This is a genomic window from Velazquezella soli, from assembly GCF_977018685.1.
This window is the reverse complement of sequence record NZ_CDRNXF010000004.1, coordinates 1,636,724-1,656,573: the sequence shown is the minus strand read 5'-3', so window position 1 is coordinate 1,656,573 and position 19,850 is coordinate 1,636,724. Positions and strand designations below refer to the sequence as shown.

15 protein-coding genes are annotated in these 19,850 nt (G+C 61.9%); 8 read left to right on the top strand and 7 right to left on the bottom strand.

What is annotated here, in order from left to right:
• Positions 1-232 precede the first annotated feature (232 nt).
• Positions 233-757: a GNAT family N-acetyltransferase gene (locus AC0JZ8_RS11590; RefSeq protein ID WP_113167209.1), complete on the bottom strand. Its 525-nt coding sequence runs from the start codon at positions 755-757 to the stop codon at positions 233-235.
• Positions 757-2,946, bottom strand: a complete 2,190-nt coding sequence (locus AC0JZ8_RS11585) for an anthranilate synthase (protein WP_471892548.1) — start codon at positions 2,944-2,946, stop codon at positions 757-759. Before AC0JZ8_RS11585 ends, AC0JZ8_RS11590 begins: the two co-directional genes overlap by 1 nt.
• Before the next feature lie 289 nt (positions 2,947-3,235).
• Between AC0JZ8_RS11585 and AC0JZ8_RS11580 the strand changes: the two genes are divergently transcribed.
• Positions 3,236-4,522, top strand: a complete 1,287-nt coding sequence (locus AC0JZ8_RS11580) for an extensin-like domain-containing protein (protein ID WP_471892547.1) — start codon at positions 3,236-3,238, stop codon at positions 4,520-4,522.
• A gap of 16 nt (positions 4,523-4,538) precedes the next feature.
• On the opposite strand, the gene AC0JZ8_RS11575 is transcribed toward AC0JZ8_RS11580, so the two are convergent.
• Positions 4,539-5,687, bottom strand: a complete 1,149-nt coding sequence (locus AC0JZ8_RS11575; protein ID WP_471892546.1) for a ceramide glucosyltransferase — start codon at positions 5,685-5,687, stop codon at positions 4,539-4,541.
• A gap of 169 nt (positions 5,688-5,856) precedes the next feature.
• On the bottom strand, positions 5,857-7,536 hold the full coding sequence (locus AC0JZ8_RS11570) for a formate--tetrahydrofolate ligase (RefSeq protein WP_471892545.1): 1,680 nt from the start codon (positions 7,534-7,536) through the stop codon (positions 5,857-5,859).
• 186 nt (positions 7,537-7,722) lie between these two features.
• On the opposite strand from AC0JZ8_RS11570, the gene AC0JZ8_RS11565 reads away from it, so the two are divergent.
• The 4 genes from AC0JZ8_RS11565 (at position 7,723) to AC0JZ8_RS11550 (ending at position 13,490) form a co-directional block, all read left to right on the top strand.
• Positions 7,723-9,318, top strand: coding sequence for a DUF2235 domain-containing protein (locus AC0JZ8_RS11565; RefSeq protein ID WP_471892544.1), 1,596 nt, complete (start codon positions 7,723-7,725; stop codon positions 9,316-9,318).
• Between the two features lie 228 nt (positions 9,319-9,546).
• Positions 9,547-11,880, top strand: coding sequence for a TonB-dependent hemoglobin/transferrin/lactoferrin family receptor (locus AC0JZ8_RS11560; protein ID WP_471892543.1), 2,334 nt, complete (start codon positions 9,547-9,549; stop codon positions 11,878-11,880).
• Positions 11,881-12,022: 142 nt separating this feature from the next.
• Positions 12,023-12,544 carry a TIGR00645 family protein gene (locus tag AC0JZ8_RS11555; protein ID WP_082472017.1) on the top strand — a complete coding sequence of 174 codons (522 nt, stop codon included), beginning with the start codon at positions 12,023-12,025 and terminating at the stop codon, positions 12,542-12,544.
• Positions 12,545-12,770: 226 nt separating this feature from the next.
• Positions 12,771-13,490, top strand: coding sequence for a helix-turn-helix transcriptional regulator (locus AC0JZ8_RS11550; RefSeq protein ID WP_062455631.1), 720 nt, complete (start codon positions 12,771-12,773; stop codon positions 13,488-13,490).
• A 21-nt stretch (positions 13,491-13,511) separates the two neighbouring features.
• On the opposite strand, the gene AC0JZ8_RS11545 is transcribed toward AC0JZ8_RS11550, so the two are convergent.
• The 3 genes from AC0JZ8_RS11545 to AC0JZ8_RS11535 form a co-directional block, all read right to left on the bottom strand.
• The gene (locus AC0JZ8_RS11545) at positions 13,512-14,702 is read right to left on the bottom strand and encodes a DUF2333 family protein (RefSeq protein ID WP_471892542.1); all 1,191 of its coding nucleotides are present in this window, start codon (positions 14,700-14,702) and stop codon (positions 13,512-13,514) included.
• A gap of 111 nt (positions 14,703-14,813) precedes the next feature.
• Complete coding sequence (locus AC0JZ8_RS11540) at positions 14,814-15,785, bottom strand: hypothetical protein (protein WP_471892541.1); 972 nt, start codon at positions 15,783-15,785, stop codon at positions 14,814-14,816.
• Positions 15,786-15,881: 96 nt separating this feature from the next.
• Positions 15,882-16,463, bottom strand: a complete 582-nt coding sequence (locus AC0JZ8_RS11535; protein ID WP_471892540.1) for a thymidine kinase — start codon at positions 16,461-16,463, stop codon at positions 15,882-15,884.
• Between the two features lie 193 nt (positions 16,464-16,656).
• Between AC0JZ8_RS11535 and AC0JZ8_RS11530 the strand changes: the two genes are divergently transcribed.
• The 3 genes from AC0JZ8_RS11530 to choV all read left to right on the top strand — a co-directional run bounded on the left by AC0JZ8_RS11530 (position 16,657) and on the right by choV (position 19,696).
• On the top strand, positions 16,657-17,604 hold the full coding sequence (locus AC0JZ8_RS11530; RefSeq protein WP_471893361.1) for a choline ABC transporter substrate-binding protein: 948 nt from the start codon (positions 16,657-16,659) through the stop codon (positions 17,602-17,604).
• A gap of 146 nt (positions 17,605-17,750) precedes the next feature.
• Positions 17,751-18,626, top strand: a complete 876-nt coding sequence (gene choW / locus AC0JZ8_RS11525) for a choline ABC transporter permease subunit (protein WP_062455618.1) — start codon at positions 17,751-17,753, stop codon at positions 18,624-18,626.
• Positions 18,623-19,696 (top strand): choline ABC transporter ATP-binding protein, encoded by a 1,074-nt coding sequence (gene choV / locus AC0JZ8_RS11520; protein WP_471892539.1) that lies wholly within the window; start codon positions 18,623-18,625, stop codon positions 19,694-19,696. The genes choW and choV overlap by 4 nt, the downstream gene beginning before the upstream one ends.
• Positions 19,697-19,850 lie beyond the last annotated feature (154 nt).

Below are 19,850 nucleotides of genomic sequence, written 5' to 3'. Positions count from 1 at the left end.
CATCCTCCTGCATCTGCAAGCGATTTGCAGGAAGCTATGCCCAAAACGACGAAACCGCCGCGGCGAGAGCGTCTCGCAGCGGCGGTTTCGAATAATGGCCGGCTGTATGGCGCAAGCCTCGCGGTTTGTCAAAGCCGGTCTTGCGCGTCCAGTCGCCGGGTATGCTCGTCGTCAGACGTTATCAACAACGGGGCATCGTCGCAGGCGGGCATCGGGCGTCAGAGACCAGGCATCAGGTGAAGATCAGCGCCATCCGCACGCTGTCCAGGTAGCACCCGTCGATCTTCAACGCATCGCGCGCCACGCCCTCCACCTGAAAGCCCACCTTCCGGTAAAGCGCGATCGCCCGGTGATTGTCCGCATGCACGTCGAGTTCGACGCGGTGAATGCCGGACCGGTTCGCGGCCTCGACCGCGGTATCGATCAGCCGACGGCCCAAGCCTCTATCGCGAAACCCGGGAATGATGCCCATGCCGAGCAGGCCGCGATGAGCATGCACATCGCGCTCCAGCCTTCGGATATCGCACCAGCCGACGACCTCACCGTCAGCGACCGCGACGATGTGCGGATTGCCAGCAGCCACGCTCTCGCGCACGAAATCCCGCATCTCGTCGATCGGCGGGGCACGCAGAAACACCATGTAGCGCCGCTCCCGGCAGACGATATCGAGCGCCTTGTGAAAGCCCTCGATATGCTCGTCCCGGAGCGGTTCGATGGTGACGCCGTCAGCGCCACCCACCGTGTCGGCATCGTCCATCAGGCCGCCTTTGTCGCGCGCTTTCTCGAAAGGTTTGCCACCACGTTCTCGATCATCCGCATGCCGGCATCGCCGCCCAGCGTCATGATCGATTCCGGGTGGAACTGCACCGCGGCGATCGGCTCGCTGGCGTGTTCGATCCCCATGATCGTGCCATCCTCGCTTTCGGCGGTGATGATGAAATCGGAGGGCAGCGTCGATGGATCGGCAAAGATCGAGTGATAGCGCCCGACCGTCACATCCTTCGCCAGCCCCGAAAACACGATGCCCGGCTCCAGAACCCGGATGCGCGACGGCTTGCCGTGCATCGGCAGCGCCAGCTGCCGCAACTCGCCGCCATAGGCTTCGGCCAGCGCCTGCAGGCCAAGGCACACGCCGAAGATCGGCAGGTCCTTTGCCCGCGCCGCCTTGATCGTCGCCTTGCAGTCGAAATCCTTCGGATTGCCCGGCCCCGGCGACAGGACGACGAGATCCGGATCGATCCGGGTAAACACCTCTTCCGGCACCGGCGAGCGAACGGTCGAGACCGTCGCTCCCGTCTGGCGGAAGTAGTTGGCAAGCGTGTGGACGAAACTGTCTTCGTGGTCGACCAGCAGGATCTTCACCCCCTGGCCCACCTTGGCGACGTCACGCGAAGCCTTGGCAGTGTTGCCGGCGCGCGCATCGCGGATCGCCGAAATCATCGCCGATGCCTTCAGCTCGGTCTCGGCCTCTTCCTCATGCGGATCCGAATCGTTGAGCAGCGTCGCACCGGCACGCACTTCGGCAATGCCGTCCTTGACGCGGATGGTGCGCAGCGTCAGCCCCGTATTCATGTCGCCGTTGAAGCCGACCATGCCGATCGCGCCGCCATACCAGGCGCGCGGGCTCTTTTCGTTGGCCTCGACAAACCGCATCGCCCACAGCTTTGGCGCACCGGTCACGGTCACTGCCCAGGCGTGGCTCAGGAACCCGTCGAACGCATCCATATCCGGACGCAGCCGTCCCTCGATATGGTCGACTGTGTGGATGAGCCGCGAATACATCTCGATCTGCCGGCGGCCGATCACCTTGACCGAACCCGGCTCGCAGACGCGCGACTTGTCGTTGCGGTCGACGTCGGAGCACATGGTCAGCTCCGACTCGTCCTTCTTGGAATTGAGCAGCTTCAGGATCTGCTCAGAGTCGGAAATCGCATCCTCTCCGCGCTTGATCGTGCCCGAAATCGGGCAGGTCTCGATGCGACGGCCGGAGACCCGCACGAACATTTCGGGCGATGCGCCGATCAGATATTCCTGGTTGCCGAGATTGATGAAGAACGAATAGGGCGACGGGTTGATCGCCTTCAGCCGGTTGGAAATCTGCGACGGATTGCTGTCGCAGCGCTCCATGAACTTCTGGCCCGGAACCACTTCGAACAGGTCGCCGCGGCGAAAGCTTTCCTTGGCGCGGGTAACGAGGCTCGCATATTCCCCCGGCTTATGATCGCCCTTCGGCGGCGTCACCGTGGTGCGCAGGAACGGCTCGGGCGCGATATCCTGCGCCTTGCCTTCCGTCGTCACGCCGTCCTTGGCAAAGTCGTAGCGATCGACCCAGGCCTTTGCAGCATGGTGATCGACGACCAGAATTTCGTCGGGCAGGTAGAGAACCATGTCGCGCTGGTCTTCCGGCCGCTGCATGGAAAGCTTGATCGCATCGAACTGGAACGCAAGATCGTAGCCGAAAGCCCCGAACAGACCGATTGCCGAATCCGCATCCGAATGGAAGAGATCGACAATGGCCCGAAGCGCGGTAAACACCGTCGGCATCTTCGAGCGCTCTTCCTCTGTAAAGACGCGGGACGGCTGGTTGACGGTCAGATCCAGACGGCGGTCGGTGCGCTCGCCGAGCGTCAGGTCGGAAATCGTCGCAAGCTTGTCGGCGATAAACGACAAAAGCACTTCGCCGCGACCGTTATAGGCCTCGATCCACATCGCCCGGCCGTTGCAGGTAATGCCGAGCGGCGGATCGGCGATCGCCGTATCCCAGCGGGTATAGCGTCCGGGATATTCGTAGTTCGACGAAAACACCGCGCCGCGGCGCTCGTCGAGCCGGTCGACATAAGACGAGATCGCGGTTGCATATTCGGCCGGCCTGCGGGCGCGGCTGACGCTGATTCCGCCCTTGGTCTCGTAGGTCTCGGACCCGTCGTCGTGAATGATCGTCGCCATGTCTGCCTCTTGAAATCCCTGTTGATCTGCCCGGGTCTCAGAAGCGGCCAATAAAAAAGCCGCCTCGGTAATCGGGCGGCTTGGTCATAGTCTTGTCGATGGACATGACTGGTCAAGGCCGCGTCAGCGTGCCCACCACCAGTTACCGTTGTTGCTCATCGAAATCATCATGGAGCGAATTGTTAGCGCGGCTCCGGCAAACGCGCAAGTGGATTTATTTGGCCACAATGCGACCAAAACAGGGTCATCCGCGTTGCGTCTCCGAAACATGGGAAAGGACGACCGAAGGATGAAGCATACTCTATGCCTTCTCGCTTTAAGCACTTCGCTGGCAATGAGCGCACCGCTGACACTGGGTGCAGCGCCTCTACCCGCCCGCCCAGCACCGCAAGGCTCGACGCCGAACGTTGTCGAAATCAACATCATCGACCAGTTCATGCGCGATGCCGGACGCACCCGCAAACAGTCGACGCGCAAATCCTCGTCCGGCAAAAACCAGTCGACCCGCCCCGCACAGGGTTCCCAGAACCTCAGCCGCGCCGCGATCCCCGCCGCCCCCGCCCTCGCTACCGTTCCGCTTCCCATGGCGAAGCCGGGTGGTGAACCCGTGCCCGAGGCAACGGCGGCAACGGCCGCAGCCGCTGCTACACCTGAGGTCGCCGCAAAGCCCGTCGAAGCAAAGCCCGAGAACCCGCCCGAAACCCCTGCGGAGAAGCCTGCAGAGCGCCCCGCAGAGCCACCTGTCCCGGCCCCCGAACAGACCCAGAGCCCGGAACAGACCGGTAAAGCTCCTGAAGAAACCATCCCGACCCCCACTCCCAAGCCGGAAGAACCCGCAGAACAGAAGCCCGCCGCATCGAGCGACGACGGCAAGACTGAACCTGCCAAACCGGACGCCGCCAAGCCAGACGACAAGGCACCGCAGGACAAGGCCGCTGATGACGAAACTCCGGCCGACAAGCCTGCGGACGAAAAGCAGGAACAGGCCGAGACCCCGCCTCCTCCGCCTCTCGTCGAGGAAGACGCCGCAGAACTCAAGGCCTGCCTTGCAGACCTCGGTGCCATCGGCGCCAAGTTCGAATCGGTCAAACCGATCGACGACGGCAATGGCTGCGGCATCAAGCAGCCGATCGAGGTGGCGCAGGTTCTGCCCGGCGTCGATCTCGGCGGCGCCACCATGCGCTGCAAGACGGCGCTGACTATGGCCCACTGGCTGAAGGATACGGTCCAGCCCGCGCTCAACATCGCCATGCCGGGCCGCAAGATCACCGGGCTTGTCCCGGGCTCCACCTACCAGTGCCGCCTCAGAAACAGCGCCTCGACCGGCAAGATCTCCGAGCACGGTCGCGGCAACGCCTTCGATGTCGCCGCCTTCAAGCTCGACAATGGCGAGAAGGTCGTGATGAAGCGCCGGGAGGACGATCATACGCTGGAGGGTGCCTTCCAGATGACCGCCACCGCCGGGGCCTGCCTGCATTTCACCACGGTCCTCGCCCCCGGCAGCGATGCCGCCCACGAGGATCACCTTCATCTCGACATCATCGAAAGGGATGGCGGCTACCGCATCTGCGAGTAGTCGTTGAGGGCCAGGGTCAGGCCGGCGACGAGCCGGTCAGCCGGCTTTCCTGGGTGCCGATCGTCATGGCATTGCCGCGCCATTCGAACGAGCCGGAAAGCCAGCTCCTGATCCAGATCGCCGGCAGCATCACGTCGCGCACCATCATTGCCGGCAGCGACAGGATCGACAGCCGCCAGCCCTTGGCCCGCGCAAGGGCGAGTTCCGGCAGGTAGGTTGCGGCAAACACGGTCGCGGCCACCAGACCGACATTGAGATCCAGCATGACGGCGCCGATCAACCCTAGCGCCAGAGGCGGCAGCGCTCCGAGCAGGATCTCCGGCGTGAAGAACAGCGGAAACGTCACCCGCCGCAGCCGGGCCCAGCGCGTCTGGCGCGACCAGATTTCCTCCAGCCCGCGGCGCCCGAGCGGCTGCTCGAACGGTGCCGACACAAGGTGCACTTTCTTGCCATGCCGGTTGACGAGCTTGGTCGACGCCGCGTCCTCGGCAATCTCGGCCGCCAGCGCCTGGATGCCGCCGGCAGCATCCAGAAACGGCTTGTGCCACAGCATGCTCTTGCCCTGCGCAAAGCCGAGCCCCAGCGCCTCGCCCACATATTGCCAGCGCGCCTGCAGCGTATTCAGGAAAGCGCATTCCACTTCCGCCCAGAACCCGTCCGGACGCGATCCGATCGGCGTCGAGCATACGAGCCCGGTATCGGCCCGCCAACCGGAGACGAGGTTCTGAATATAGTCCTTGGGCATCAACACGTTGGAATCGGCAAGCACCACCCACTCGTGTCGTGCCGCATGCCAGCCCTTGGCGCAGTTGTTGAGCTTGGGATTGGCGCTGATCCGGTCATCGCCGATCAGCAGCCGCGCCGGCACCGCCGGATGCGCGGCAATCGCCGAGCGGATCTCGGCGATGATCGGATCACCCTCGTCCTGCACGCAGAAGATCAGCTCGTAATCCGGCCACTCGAGCTTGAATGCATGCGCGAGCGTCAGGCTGGAATAGGCCTCGATGCCGCGCACCGGAATGACGATCGATACACCGTCCGGCTTGATCACCGCCGGCTTGTCACTCGCTTTGTCCCGATGCGAAAGCCGCAGGCCGGCAACCGCGATGCTGAAGAGATTGATCGCCAGAAGGGCCATGGCGAGTGTCGCAAGAACAAGATCCATCCTGATGTTCCCGATGGCCGGCCCCGAATCGTCGGGTCACCGCCAGTGCCGCAAGAGTAAGGACGAACAGACCATTTCGGTGTGACAGACGCATGACGTTGCCCCTCACCCGCGAAGGCGAGAGGCAAGGACGATCCGGAGAAAAAAGTAGGACCGCCGTTGAGCAGCCCTAGAACAGCCCCTCGATCAGCCCATCCGCGTTCAGATGGATTCGCTCGGCCGACGGCGCGCTTGGAAGGCCCGGCATGGTCATGATCTCGCCGGTGATCGCCACGATAAAGCCGGCGCCGGCCGACAGTCGCACTTCGCGCACATGCACCACATGCCCTTCCGGCGCTCCGCGCAGGTTCGGATCGGTGGAGAACGAATACTGCGTCTTGGCGATGCAGACCGGCAGATGGCCGTAGCCGGCAGTTTCCCAAGCCTTCAGCTGATCGCGCACCGGCTTTTCCGCCGTCACCTCGCCGGCATGATAGATCTTGGTGGCGACCGCCTCGATCTTCTCCATCAGCGGCATGTCGTCAGGATAGATCGGCTTGAAGTTGGCGGCACCGCTTGTCGCCAGTTCCACCACCTTGTAGGACAGTTCCTCGATGCCGGCCGAGCCCTCGGCCCAGTGGCGGCAGAGGATCGCCTCGGCGCCGTGATGCGAGACGTAGTCCTTGATCGCCGCCACTTCCGCATCGGTATCCGAGATGAAGTGGTTGATCGCGACCACGACCGGCACGCCGAACTTGCGCACATTTGCGATGTGACGCCCAAGGTTCGAGCAGCCGCGCGTCAGCGCCTCGACATTCTCGGCTCCGAGATCGTCCTTCTTCACGCCGCCGTTCATCTTCAGCGCCCGGATGGTCGCGACGATCACGGCCGCATCGGGCTTCAGCCCTGCCTTGCGGCACTTGATGTCGAAGAACTTTTCGGCCCCCAGATCCGCTCCGAAACCCGCTTCGGTCACCACATAGTCGCCAAGCTTCAGCGCCGTCTTCGTCGCGATCACGGAGTTGCAGCCATGGGCGATGTTGGCGAACGGCCCGCCATGCACCAGCGCCGGATTGTTTTCCAGCGTCTGCACCAGGTTCGGCTGCATCGCGTCTTTCAAAAGCACCGCCATCGCCTTGTCGGCCTTGATGTCGCGGGCATAGACCGGCGAGCGGTCGAACCGGTAGCCGATGACGATATCGCCGAGCCGCTTTTCAAGGTCGGCCAGATCCTGCGCCAGGCAGAGGATCGCCATCACTTCGGATGCGACGGTAATGTCGAAGCCGCTTTCGCGCGCAAAGCCGTTCGACACGCCGCCAAGCGAGGTCACGGTCTGGCGCAGCGCCCGGTCGTTCATGTCCATCACCCGCCGCCAGGTGATGCGGCGCGTGTCGATGTCGAGCGCGTTGCCCCAGTAGACATGGTTGTCGATCATCGCCGACAGGAGATTGTGCGCAGAGGTAATGGCGTGAAAGTCGCCGGTGAAGTGCAGGTTGATGTCTTCCATCGGCACGACCTGCGCATAGCCGCCGCCGGCAGCCCCGCCCTTGACGCCGAAACAGGGGCCGAGCGACGGCTCGCGCACGCAGATCACGGCCTTCTTGCCGATCCGGTTCAGCCCGTCGCCGAGGCCTACCGTGGTCGTCGTCTTGCCCTCGCCGGCAGGCGTCGGATTGATCGCCGTCACGAGGATCAGCTTGCCATCGGGGCGGCCCTGGAGCGAGCCGATGAAATCGGCCCCGATCTTCGCCTTGTCATGGCCGTAGGGCACCAACGCCTCGGGAGAGATGCCAAGCGCCGCGCCAATGTCCGCGATCGGTTTCTTTTTTGCCGCGCGGGCGATCTCGATGTCGGATGGAACGGGGGCCATGCTTGTCTCTCGCTTGTTGGTTTGCGTGAACCATGGCCACAGCCGCTTCCCCACGACAAGCCCGGAACGGGAACAGCGCCCTGATTATGCACACTACAACGCGCTCATCCACACACCAAAGTTGCAATTTAATTCGATACAATCTTATATATCTCTGATCCATGGGGGATCGAGGGGGAACGACCAATGAACCTTATTCTCTGCTGCGACGGCACCTGGAACACGCCCGACGATATGGATGGCGGCCAGCCTAGCCCGACCAATGTTCGCAAGATTTACAATGCAGTCGCCGACAAGGATGCCGCTGGCATCAAACAGGATGCCTACTATCACCCCGGTGTCGGCACAGACGGAACCTGGTGGCGACGTGCGGTGGAAGGCGGTACCGGCAAGGGTCTCGCTGACAACATCAAGGGTGCTTACAAATGGCTTGCCAGCACCTACAAATCCGGAGATCAAATCTATCTGTTCGGCTTCAGTCGTGGCGCCTACACGGTCCGCAGCCTCGGCGGCATGATCTCCAAATGCGGCCTTCTGGATATCAAAGCCTCTAAGCTCGACGAAGAGGGAACCTGGAAGGCGATCGAGGCGATTTTCACGGAGTACCGCGCCAAGAGCGAAGCCGGCACCAAGCGCAAACAGTCCGGCAAGATCCACTTCCACAACGTCGCCCCAGGCGGCACCCGCAATGCCTCAACGCTCATCCAGTTCATCGGCGTCTGGGATACGGTCGGCGCGCTCGGCATTCCCGATGACATGGGGTTTCTCAACCTTCTCGACAACCCGGAGAACCATCAGTTTCACGATACGACACTCGGTTCCGCCGTCCTCAACGCCCGCCATGCGGTGGCGCTCGACGAGTTCCGCCAAAGTTTCATGCCGACGCTCTGGGTCAAGCCGGATGGCTGGACCGGAACGCTGAAACAGGTCTGGTTCCCGGGCGTGCATGGTGATGTCGGCGGTGGCTATGCCGCAACAGGCCTTTCGGACGGCGCTCTCCTGTGGATGATGAACGAGGCAAAAAGCTGCGGCCTCGTATTCCGCGAAGGGGCTGAAAACCAGCTGAGGCCGGATCCGCGCGGCGTGCTGCATGATTCCGCCAGTGGCATCTTCGCCAAGCTGAAAACGAGACCGCGCGCCGTACCGCACGTGACCGCAACGCCCTCAGAAGATTTGCACAGCTCCGCCTCTGAGCGGCACCGCACCCCGCCCTTGTCGCAGGGGCGCTACCGGCACGCCAACGCAGACCTGCCCGCAGAGGTCGACGTCTTCGCACGCGACCACTGGAACGACACCGGCATCTTTCTGCAAAAGGGCATTACCTACACGTTCGTCGCGAAAGGCGAGTGGACCGATGGCACGGTCCTGTGCAACGCCGATGGCCCGAAAGATGGAGGAAACTTCCAGGCCGGTGAGATTGCCCATATTGCCTCGAGCGGCCTTGGCCAGCTCGAAAAGGCGTGGAAATGGTCGACCGGAAACCAGCAGGTGGATTTCTGGTGGACCCGTCGCGAGGAGGAGCTCCCCTGGTTCAGCCTGATCGGCGTGATCGCCAACGACGTGCCGCCGCCCGCTCAGCAGCAGACGCCCAAGAACGGCATTCTCAAACTGCCCCACGAGGTGTTTCTGATCCGCAGCAAGGCGAAATTCACACCGAAGGGCGACGGCTATCTTTACTGCTTCGCCAACGATGCCTGGGGCGCCTACGGCAACAACCGCGGCAGCGTCAGGCTGACAGTCGCCTCTTCCCCGTCTTCCGCAAACCCACCACCGAGCCACTGACCAACCACGCCGTGACGACGACCAACGCTCGTCACGGCGTGCTCTCACCACACCCTGCTCAAAAACATGAGTATTTCACTCAGATTCAAACTTGACTCATTTAGTTTAGATTTCTAAGGCTTTTTGCGGGGCTTCTGCTTCGGCGGAAATCAAACAATCCGAACGTTACCCGGACGCAGGCTATCGCCGCGCCCGATGTCTCTGCATGTCTTTTTGAGGGGAACCACCATGCCTACCCGTTCGTCGCGGCATCGCCATCTCTACGCCGGAACTGCCGCACTTCTGCTGATCACGGCCGCGCCGCCGGCATGGGCGCAGGAGACTGCCCAGACCGCCGCTGGAACGACTGCCGCTGGAGCGACCACCGCGACCCAGGTTGCCGATGGCCAGGATACGACCGCCCTGAAGCCGATCGTATTGCGCGACGGGACTTCCGTCGGCAAGTCGGACTCGCCGCTGACCGAGACGACAGATCGTCAGGTCATCCAGGACCGGATGGTCACCGATTTCAAGGATTTCTCCCGCCGCGTCGATGCCGGCGTCACCTTCAACCGGCAGAGCCAGAGCATCAACATTCGCGGTCTGCAAAACGAGCGCGTCCTGACGACGATCGACGGGATCCGCCAGCCCTGGCTGACCGACCCGCGCGATAGCGCCCGTGGCGGCAACAACGCCTTCGATTTCGACACGCTTTCGACGATCGATATCACCAAGGGTGCCGATTCGAGCCGCGTCGGATCCGGCGCTCTTGGCGGCGCAGTCCAGCTCTACACGATCAATCCGGAAGACCTGATCGAGGACGGCCGTAATTTCGGCGCCCTGACCAAGAGCACCTATGACAGCGCCGACCGCAGCCTCGGCAACAATGCCGCCATCGCCGCACGACACAATGACAGCTGGTTCATGCTCCAGGGCGGCTACAAGCGCGGCAACGAAACCGATAACGGCGGCGACATCGGCGGTTACGGCACCACCCGCACGGAGGCCAACCCCGCCGATTACTGGCAGCGCAACCTGCTCGCCAAGTTCCACCAGTATATCGAGGGCGGCCATCGTTTCGGCCTGACCGGCGAACTCTTCAACAAGGAGATCGACAGCGACAACATGCGCGGCACGACCACGAGCTACCAGCAGGGCACGCTGAAGAGCGGCGAAGAGGTCGATCGCAAGCGGCTGTCGGCATCCTACGACTTTATCTCCCCCAGCGGCGGCGACATCGTCGATCAGGCGAGCATCATCACCTACTGGCAAAAGCAGCGACTGAACAACACGACGGACGGGTTCCGCCTTACCGACCCACGCGGCTCAATCATTCCCGGCGACCCCTTCTTCTACGGCTCCCCAAGCGGTATCTACAGCCGAGACAACCAGCTGACACAGGATAGCTACGGCATCTCCGGCAGCGCCTCGAAGGAACTGACCATCGGCGGCGTCAGCCACGAATTCCGGTTCGGCGGCGAGCTCTCCTGGCAGAAGACCTATCAATACTCCTCCGGCGTCGACAATTGCCCTGATGTCGACTGGACGACCATCCCGCAACCCTTCGGTCCCCAGTCCTGCCGCATGCTCCATTCCAATTCGTCCGATATGCCTGACGTCGACGGGATGATCCTCGGCATGTATGCCGAAGACGACATCAAGTTCTTCGAGGACCGCCTGACGGTGACGCCCGGTGTGCGCTTCGACTGGTACGATTACGATCCGAAATCGACCGCAAGCTTCGAGGACAGCCCGAACTACGATCCGGCCTATCTCGAAAGCAACAATGATTTCGGCATCTCGCCAAAACTCCGCCTGGGCTGGAAGGCGACCCAGGAACTGGAACTGTTTGCCCAGTATGCCCGCGGCTTCCGCGCACCGACCGCGACCGAGCTTTACCAGAATTACGGCGCTCCGGGCTCCTATGCCCGCATCGGCAATCCCGATCTCGAAACCGAAACCAGCAACGGTTTTGAAATCGGCGCCAAATACGACGCGGCCGACTATTCGTTCAAGGCGACCGCCTTCAACAACTACTACAAGAACTTCATCGACACGGTCACCATCGCGCCTCCGGGCGGTGAGTACCCGGTCGGCGGCATCACCGGCTACGAAAACCTCAACCACGTCCGCATCTACGGCATCGAGCTGGGCGGCGAATGGCGCTTCGATCCAAGCTGGCGCACTTGGGGCTCGTTTGCCTATTCGCACGGCAAGGATACCGATACCGGCGACTACCTGAACTCGGTCGCGCCGCTGCGCGCCATCATCGGCCTTGGCTATTCATCCGAGACCTGGGGCTCGGACGTCTCGCTGACGCTTGCGTCCTCCCGCAACAAGGTCAGCGGCACCGGCTTCGAAGCACCCGGTTACGGTCTCGTCGATACGACCGTGTGGTGGGCACCCGAAAAGGTTGGTACCGTCAATCTCTCCGGCCTCAAGGTTCAGGCCGGCGTCTTCAACGTGTTCGACAAGAAGTACTTTGACGCGGTCAGCGTCCCGGACGGCGTTTCGGCTTCGGCGCAGGACTTCTACAGCGAGCCCGGCCGCAGCTTCAAACTGTCGGTGACGAAGAAGTTCTGATCCCTCCCCGACGATCGCCCTTTGATCCTGGACGCCGCATTCCCCGTAGGGGGTGCGGCGTTTTCGTCAGAATAGGCATCTTGCACCGGTTTTCGGCCCGGCTTATGGGAATCTCCAGCGCCTGCAACGGAGAACGGCCCCCATGAAATCGCTGGAACTGCTTGTCGAGAAGATCATCCTCTCCAGTCGCTGGCTGCTCGTCGTCTTCTATCTGGGCCTGGTTGCCGCACTCGCCGTCTACGCACTGTCTTTCATGTTCAAGTTCTGGAAAGTCGCCAAGGAAGTCTTCACGCTGAGTGAAGCCGAAATGATCCTCGCCATGCTGGGTCTCATTGATGCGGCACTCGTTGCGAGCCTGATCGTGATGGTGATGATCTCTGGTTACGAGAACTTCGTTAGCCGCTTCGACGAAACGGAAGCCGACGTTTCGTTCCTCGGCAAACTGGATGCCGGAAGCCTCAAGATCAAGGTCGCCTCCTCCATCGTTGCCATCTCGTCGATCCATCTCCTGCAGATCTTCCTCAACGCCAACCAGTACTCGGATACCACGCTGATGTGGTACACGATCATCCACCTCACCTTTGTGGTCTCGGCCGTCATGCTCGGCTGGCTGGAGAAGATCATGGCGACGACAAAGGCCCACAAACACGAGACCAAGCTTTGACCGACTCAGCGTCTAAATCACCCCGGATCAGGCCGGACCGGTGATTGACGAACCGCAAAAGTGCTTGCGAATGAGCCCATCTCGGCGATACATGAGACAAATATAACAGTATCTCGGAAAATTACTCCGCACGGGGGCTTTTGCTCACTTTTCCGCTGGATTTACAAAGCGATTAGTATATTTGTTGCGCTTAACATAATAACCATTCACTTTTTTCGAAGCTAATATGATCACGCTGGAGCGGCAATCGATCCTCAACGGCGAAATTTCTGCAGCCTACTCCCGTGCGGAGATTTCGACGGTCTTTGAACGGGCCACACGCGAATTCGGCTTGCGCCATTTCGCTCTGGTCAAGCTTCCGCCTGCAAGCGAGACGCTTCTGTCCCGCATCATCGTCGAGACCAATCTTCCCAAGGACTATATCCGCGAATTCGATCGACTGCGGCTGCTGCCACGCACCCGGATGGCGGATGCCACGAGCGGCTGGTCGCTCCCGGACTGTTGCTGTCTCGATGATCGCAACTCGCCTGGCCAGCTCCCGCCGGACCTGATCGCCCTGCGCCGTCAGTACGGCATGATCACCAGCGTGGCCATGGCGCTTCATTCGGTCGATGGTACCGGCTTCCGCATCCGCATGTCGGGAGATCGTCCGCGCCTGACCCAGGCGGAACTGAACGAAATCGGCATGGTTATTTTGCACGCCTTCGCGGTGTTCGATCGCATCCGCCGATCGGAGCAGGCATCGACCTTCGGGCCGCTGACCACGCGGGAACTTGAAGTCGTACGCTGGACGGCACAGGGCAAGACCTCGTCCGAAATCGGCAAGATCCTGTCCCTCTCCGATCACACGGTCAACGCCTACATGACCAATGCCATCAAGAAGCTCGATTGCGTCAACCGCACCCAGCTTGTGGCAAAAGCGCTGAGACTGCGGCTGATCAGCTAGCGCTCCCGCAGCCGCACCGTCTTACCGATCCAGCACGCCGCGCACCTCAACGAGGTTGGAGCGCACCATCAGCGTATGGAAGCCCATCACCGACAGATGGCTCGGCATGATCATCCCGTCTTCCGCCCCATTGGACACGACCGACGGCTGGATGCGAAGTGCTGCGCGGAAACGCGACAGCGTCTCGTTCCAAAGCTGCGTCAGGTTGCGCTCGCGTATGACCTGCGAGAAGTCGGCACCGGCGGCGGAAAGCACCGCGTAATAGCCATAGAGCTGGCCATAGGCGAACCAGAAACGGTCGTCGGCACGGGTATCGAACCAGCCGGCCGCATGGTTTTCCGACCGGTCGCGCAGGATCGCCGCTGTAGCACCAAGATCATTGGCGATCCGGTCGACGAACTGCACGAGATTGTCGGAGCGGCTGTCGAAGGTCGCGTTGCAGGCGGTGAGATCTGCGTTGAAGGCGCGCAGCTTTTCGATCGCGGTGCGATAGTAGCTCGGCGTCGGCGTTTTGAAACCAAACGGATCGACACCGAAATACCAGGAATACTCATCAAACTGCAGGTTGCCGCGGGCATCCTGTAGGTTGGTGTTGACACCCGACGTGCCACGCACGCGGCCGAGCGTATCGACAAGTTCGCTGGACGTGCGCCGCACGGCCTGGTTCACGCCGCGTTGGAACGAAGCCTTGTTGTCGAGAAATGGCGTGTTGTCCCAGCTGATGCCGAAGAAGCCGAGCCGGTAGAGCAGCATGGACGAGATCCACGCATTCTGGTTCACGTTGGCGTCGGTCAGATCCGCCGCCGCATCGACGATCGCCGACGACTGGCACTGGCGGGCAGCCACAACAGGCGCGGCGGGCACCGGAGAAGACGCGGCCGTCCCGTTCGATGTTTCGGCAGCAGCAGCCGCCACGGGCGCCGTCGCAGGAAGATCCTGGCCGGCCGGCACGGTGCGCTCATTCCAGCGATAGGCATCGACAAAGCTCGGGTTGAACCCGGTCCAGATCTGGGTCTGCACGAAGAAATAGCCGTAAAGACCAAACAGGATAACGAGGAATGCCAGGATCGGCGCCTTCACCATCAGGTGCCGCTCGCCATACCAGCCGTGAGCGGCGCGAAACGGCCAGACGATCCCGGCGACGAGCAGTCCGATGCCCCTTGCGATCGCCTTGCCCAGGGTCTGAAGTGAGGCCTTGAGCCGATCGAGCATCCTGTTCTCCTGTCTGTGGGGCCGATAGGTCCGCCCGGTTGTTCCAACAGATATGGTTCCGCAAGCAGGCAAACAACCGCGCTGCACAAAAATCGGCAGCGGAGCACGGGTTTACGATCGCAGATAGCCGCCAAACGGCCAGTGCGGCATCCTCCAGCGCCCGTCACTGGCGCTCTTCACAGCCGTCACCTCTCCAGGCTCGCTCCCATCGGTCACGGACACCGGATCGGTCTCCGCCTTCGGCAGGAACCGGTCGGCAAAAGCCTGTTGCGCCGCCCGTTTTGCTTGCCCGGCACCGGAGGCCCGCCAGGCACTCTCGGCAAATACCCCTGCTACCGGAACACTGTAGGGGAGAAGACCCTGCAGCGGTGGATCGCGCTGCCAGAGCGCCTGATGAACCGCCAGCAGGTCGCCGGTGTCGAAAAGCACCTTGTGGCGCAAGATATTGAGCGTCATCACGCTGGCATTCATCCGGTCGGTTATACCGTTCATCAGCCGGAAAAGGCCTTCCGTCCGGCCCACCGCGTCGGGTTTGGACAGATCCTCGCCCATCAACCCGCGCACCAGCTCCCTGCGGTGGTCGGCAAGGTCGAGAAGCCCCCTCTCGAACCGGTAGCGTCCCATCATCAGCGCGACACGTTCCTTGTCGAGCAGCGTGTAGAAAGCATTTCCGACATCGAGGAGCTGCTTCACGGGCTCGATGCCCGTCCTGTTTTGCCCCGAACGTTGACCGGACCATTTCGTGGTCCAGCCGAGTATGCGCTTCAAACTGGTGGGCTCGACAGGATCGTCGAAGGTCTGCCGCAGCCTCGTCACCGCATCGCTGAACGCGCCGACCGCTTTGGCGAGATCTGCCTCCAGGCCGTCGCCCATCATCGTCACCCGTGCCTGCCGCTCGGCCTCGGCTTCGAGGTCTGCGACATCTGGAACGTGTCTGTCCTTCACCCCTCGCGAAAGCATCGCTTCGGATGTGGCGAGCTCGTCCCACATTGCCTGAAACGCCGTCGCGATCCGGGATATTTCCTCGTGAAATCGCCGGTAATCTCCCATGCCCTGCCCTCCCCAAAGCACTCCCGCGGCCATGCCACCGTCCGGGAGAATTTCAAGGTATCACAGGCTGGAAAAATCGCTACGGCGTTTCAACGCAAACGGGAACAATGCCAATCTTCGCGTCGCCGCTTACCAGCAGCGCATCTTTTCTTCCCAGTGCCGACGGCAAAGCGAGACGTAGCGGTCGTTACCGCCCACTTCAACCTGTGCGCCTTCGCGAAGCGCCTCGCCATCGGCATCCACACGCACGACCATCGTTGCCTTGCGTCCGCAATGGCAGATCGTGCGGACTTCACGCAGTTCGTCGGCAATCGCCAGCAACTCCTGCGACCCCGGAAACAGCTTTCCGCGGAAATCAGTCCGCAGACCATAGGCCATGACCGGAATGCCGACGCGGTCGGTGATGCGGGCAAGCTGCCACACCTGCTCGGAGGTCAGGAACTGCGCCTCGTCGATAAAGACGCAGGTCAGCGGCTCTTGCCCATGCAGCTTTGAGATCTCCGCATAGAGGTCGTCCTCTGGGCTGAACGGGATCGCGTCGGATGACAGGCCGATTCGCGATTCAACGCGCCCCTGGCCGCCCCGGTGGTCGAAGTCGGCGATGAAGATTGCCGTGCGCATGCCGCGTTCGCGGTAGTTGTAGGATGCCTGCAGCAGCATGGTCGATTTGCCGGCATTCATCGTTGCATAGTGGAAGTAAAGCTTGGCCATGCGGCTTTGTGATGCCGATCGGCATCGAAGAAAAGCGCTGCCACGCAAAACCCACAAAAAATACGCGAACGACCCATCAATCGGCGCCTTGTCGCAAATGGTGGCTTCAGACGCCGTGATGCACAAGCTTGCCTGTTTCGGAGAGATATTGATAAGGTTGGGCATGATTTTAATGGGGAGCATAAAAATGACCATGACCGTTTCGACCAAGACCATTCTGGCCGCCGCCGTCTCCATGATGGCGCTGAGCGGAGCTGCTTCGGCCGCCGAGCCGGCAAGCTGCGGCACCGTCCGTTTCTCCGATGTCGGCTGGACCGACATCACCGCCACGACTGCCACCGCCTCCGTCCTTTTGAAGGCGCTCGGCTATGAGACGAATGTGAAGGTGCTTTCCGTGCCGGTCACCTATTCGTCGCTGAAGAACAAGGATATCGACGTCTTCCTCGGCAACTGGATGCCGACCCAGGAAGCCGACGTCCGGCCCTTCCTCACCGACAAGTCGGTCGAATCCATCGGCCCCAACCTCGTCGGCGCCAAGTACACGCTGGCAACCAATGCCAAGGGCGCCGAACTCGGCATCAAGGACTTCAAGGATATCGCAGCCAAGGCCGATGCTTTGGGCGGCAAGATCTATGGCATCGAACCCGGCAATGACGGCAACCGCCTGATCCTCGGCATGATCGAGAAGGACACATTCGGCCTCAAGAAGCTGGAAGTGGTGGAATCTTCTGAACAGGGCATGCTGGCCCAGGTCGCCCGCGCCGACAAGGCCGGCGAACCCGTCGTCTTCCTCGGCTGGGAACCGCATCCGATGAACGCCAACTTCAAGCTGACCTACCTCACCGGCGGTGACGACGTGTTCGGCGCGAATTTCGGCGGCGCCGAAGTCTATACCAACGTCCGCGCCGGCTACACGCAGGAATGCCCCAATGTCGGCACCTTCATCAAGAACCTGAAGTTCTCGCTGCCGATGGAAAACCAGATCATGGGCGGCATCCTCAACGACGGTGAAGAGCCGGAAGCAGCGGCGACCACGTGGCTGAAGGCCAATGGCGCTGCGATCACCCCGTGGCTTGCCGGCGTCACCACCAAGGACGGCAAGCCAGCCGAGGCCGCGGTCAAGGCCGAACTCGGCCTGTAAGACGCGTCGCAAACCGGCGAATGCCGGCGGTGTGATCCTCGGGCCCGTCCCGAGGATCCGCTGACGTTGGTAGACCCTCGGGGGCGCCCTCGAGGGTAACGCTTTCGCTCCTTGTATCACCCTTCCAGACGAGGCAGGCACGCGACGTGAACTGGCTAACCAACTCGCTCCCGAACTGGCTTGTGGATTCCACCGGCAAGATCCGCCTTGGAAACTGGGCGAAAGATGCGGTCGACTGGCTGACCACCAATGCCGACTGGTTCTTCAACTGGCTCGCCACCGTGCTGTCGGCGGTCATCGATGCGATCCTGTACGTGCTGCAGGGGCCGAACCCCTTCGTGCTGATCGCCATCGTCACGGCGCTCGCCTTCTGGCTGAGACGATCCGTCTCGATATCAGCCTTCACCGCAATCGGTCTGTTGCTGATCTATAACCAGGGCTACTGGAAGGAGACGACGGAGACGCTGGCGCTGGTGCTTGCAGCCACCGCCGTCTGCATGGCGGTCGGCATTCCGATCGGAATCGCTGCTGCCCGTCGCCCCTGGCTCTACGAGATCCTGCGGCCGATCCTCGACCTGATGCAGACCATTCCCACCTTCGTCTATCTCATCCCGGCGCTCATTCTGTTCGGCCTCGGCATGGTGCCGGGCCTCATCGCAACCGTCATCTTCGCTATCCCCGCCCCGGTCCGCCTCACCCGCCTCGGCATCATCTCGACGCCCGGATCTCTGACCGAAGCAGCCGTCGCCTTCGGCGCGACGCCGTCGCAGGTCCTGCGCAAGATCGAGCTCCCTTACGCAATGCCGCAGATCATGGCAGGCCTTACCCAGACAATCATGCTGTCTTTGTCGATGGTGGTAATCGCAGCGCTTGTCGGTGCCCCCGGTCTCGGCGTACCGGTCGTGCGTGCGCTCAACACCGTCAACATCGCCCGCGGCTTTGATGCCGGCTTCTGCATCGTCATCCTGGCGATCATTCTCGACCGCATGTTCAGAACGGCAGAACCGGGAGGCAAGTCATGACCGACGCGATGAACCGGACAGCGCCTGCCGCCGTCACCTTCTCGAAGGTCGATATCATCTTCGGCAACAACCCGGAACGGGCCGTCAAACTGCTCGACCAGGGCATGACGCGCGACCAGATCTCGGAACAAACCGGGATCGTGCTCGGAGTCGCCGATGCCACGCTGTCGGTTCGCGAAGGCGAAATCCTCGTGCTGATGGGCCTGTCCGGCTCGGGCAAGTCGACGCTCCTGCGCGCCGTCAACGGTCTGGCGCCGGTCGTGCGCGGCGCGGTCAGCGTCGCCACCCCGTCCGGACCGGTCGATCCCTACAAGGCCGGCACCCGCACCCTCCGCGATCTTCGGATGCACACGGTTTCGATGGTCTTCCAGCAGTTCGCGCTGCTGCCGTGGCGTACCGTCGCCGACAATGTCGGCTTCGGGCTGGAGCTTGCCGGCGTCGCCGAACCAGAGCGACGCAAGCGCGTCGACGAACAGCTGGAACTCGTCAACCTCAGCCAGTGGGCGGATCGCAAGGTGGGTGAACTCTCCGGTGGCATGCAGCAGCGTGTCGGCCTTGCCCGCGCCTTTGCCACCGGCGCGCCGATTCTGCTGATGGACGAACCGTTTTCGGCGCTCGATCCGTTGATCCGCACCCGACTTCAGGACGAGCTGCTGGAATTCCAGCGCCGCCTGAAAAAGACCATCCTGTTCGTCAGCCACGACCTCGACGAGGCTTTCCGCATCGGCAACCGCATCGCCATCATGGAAGGCGGCCGTATCGTCCAGTGCGGCACCCCGCAGCAGATCGTCCAGGCACCCGCAAACCAGTATGTCGCCGATTTCGTCCAGCACATGAACCCGATCAGCCTGCTCACCGCGGGCGACGTGATGCGGCAAGGCGTAACCGCCGATGCCGGGGCGCCGCCGGTGTCGGCAACAGCGAAGAGCACCACGCCGCTGGTCGACATCATGGATGCGCTGGCCCGACAGAGGGGATCGATCGCGGTCGTCGATAACGGCGCCGTCGTCGGCGCGATTACGGCTGACGACGTGATTGCAGGTCTGACACGCCACCGACGCCGGACTTGATGCAAATCAAGGCGGACTGACACTCGTTTGTTAATGATCTGCTGTTATAGAGATTTGAAATTTAGAACTGGTGAATATTTTGACCGACGACCTGCAGGGCGCAGTGACGGTGAGACAGGCTCTTCCACCGACCTCTGCGCAGGAACCTTCGAAA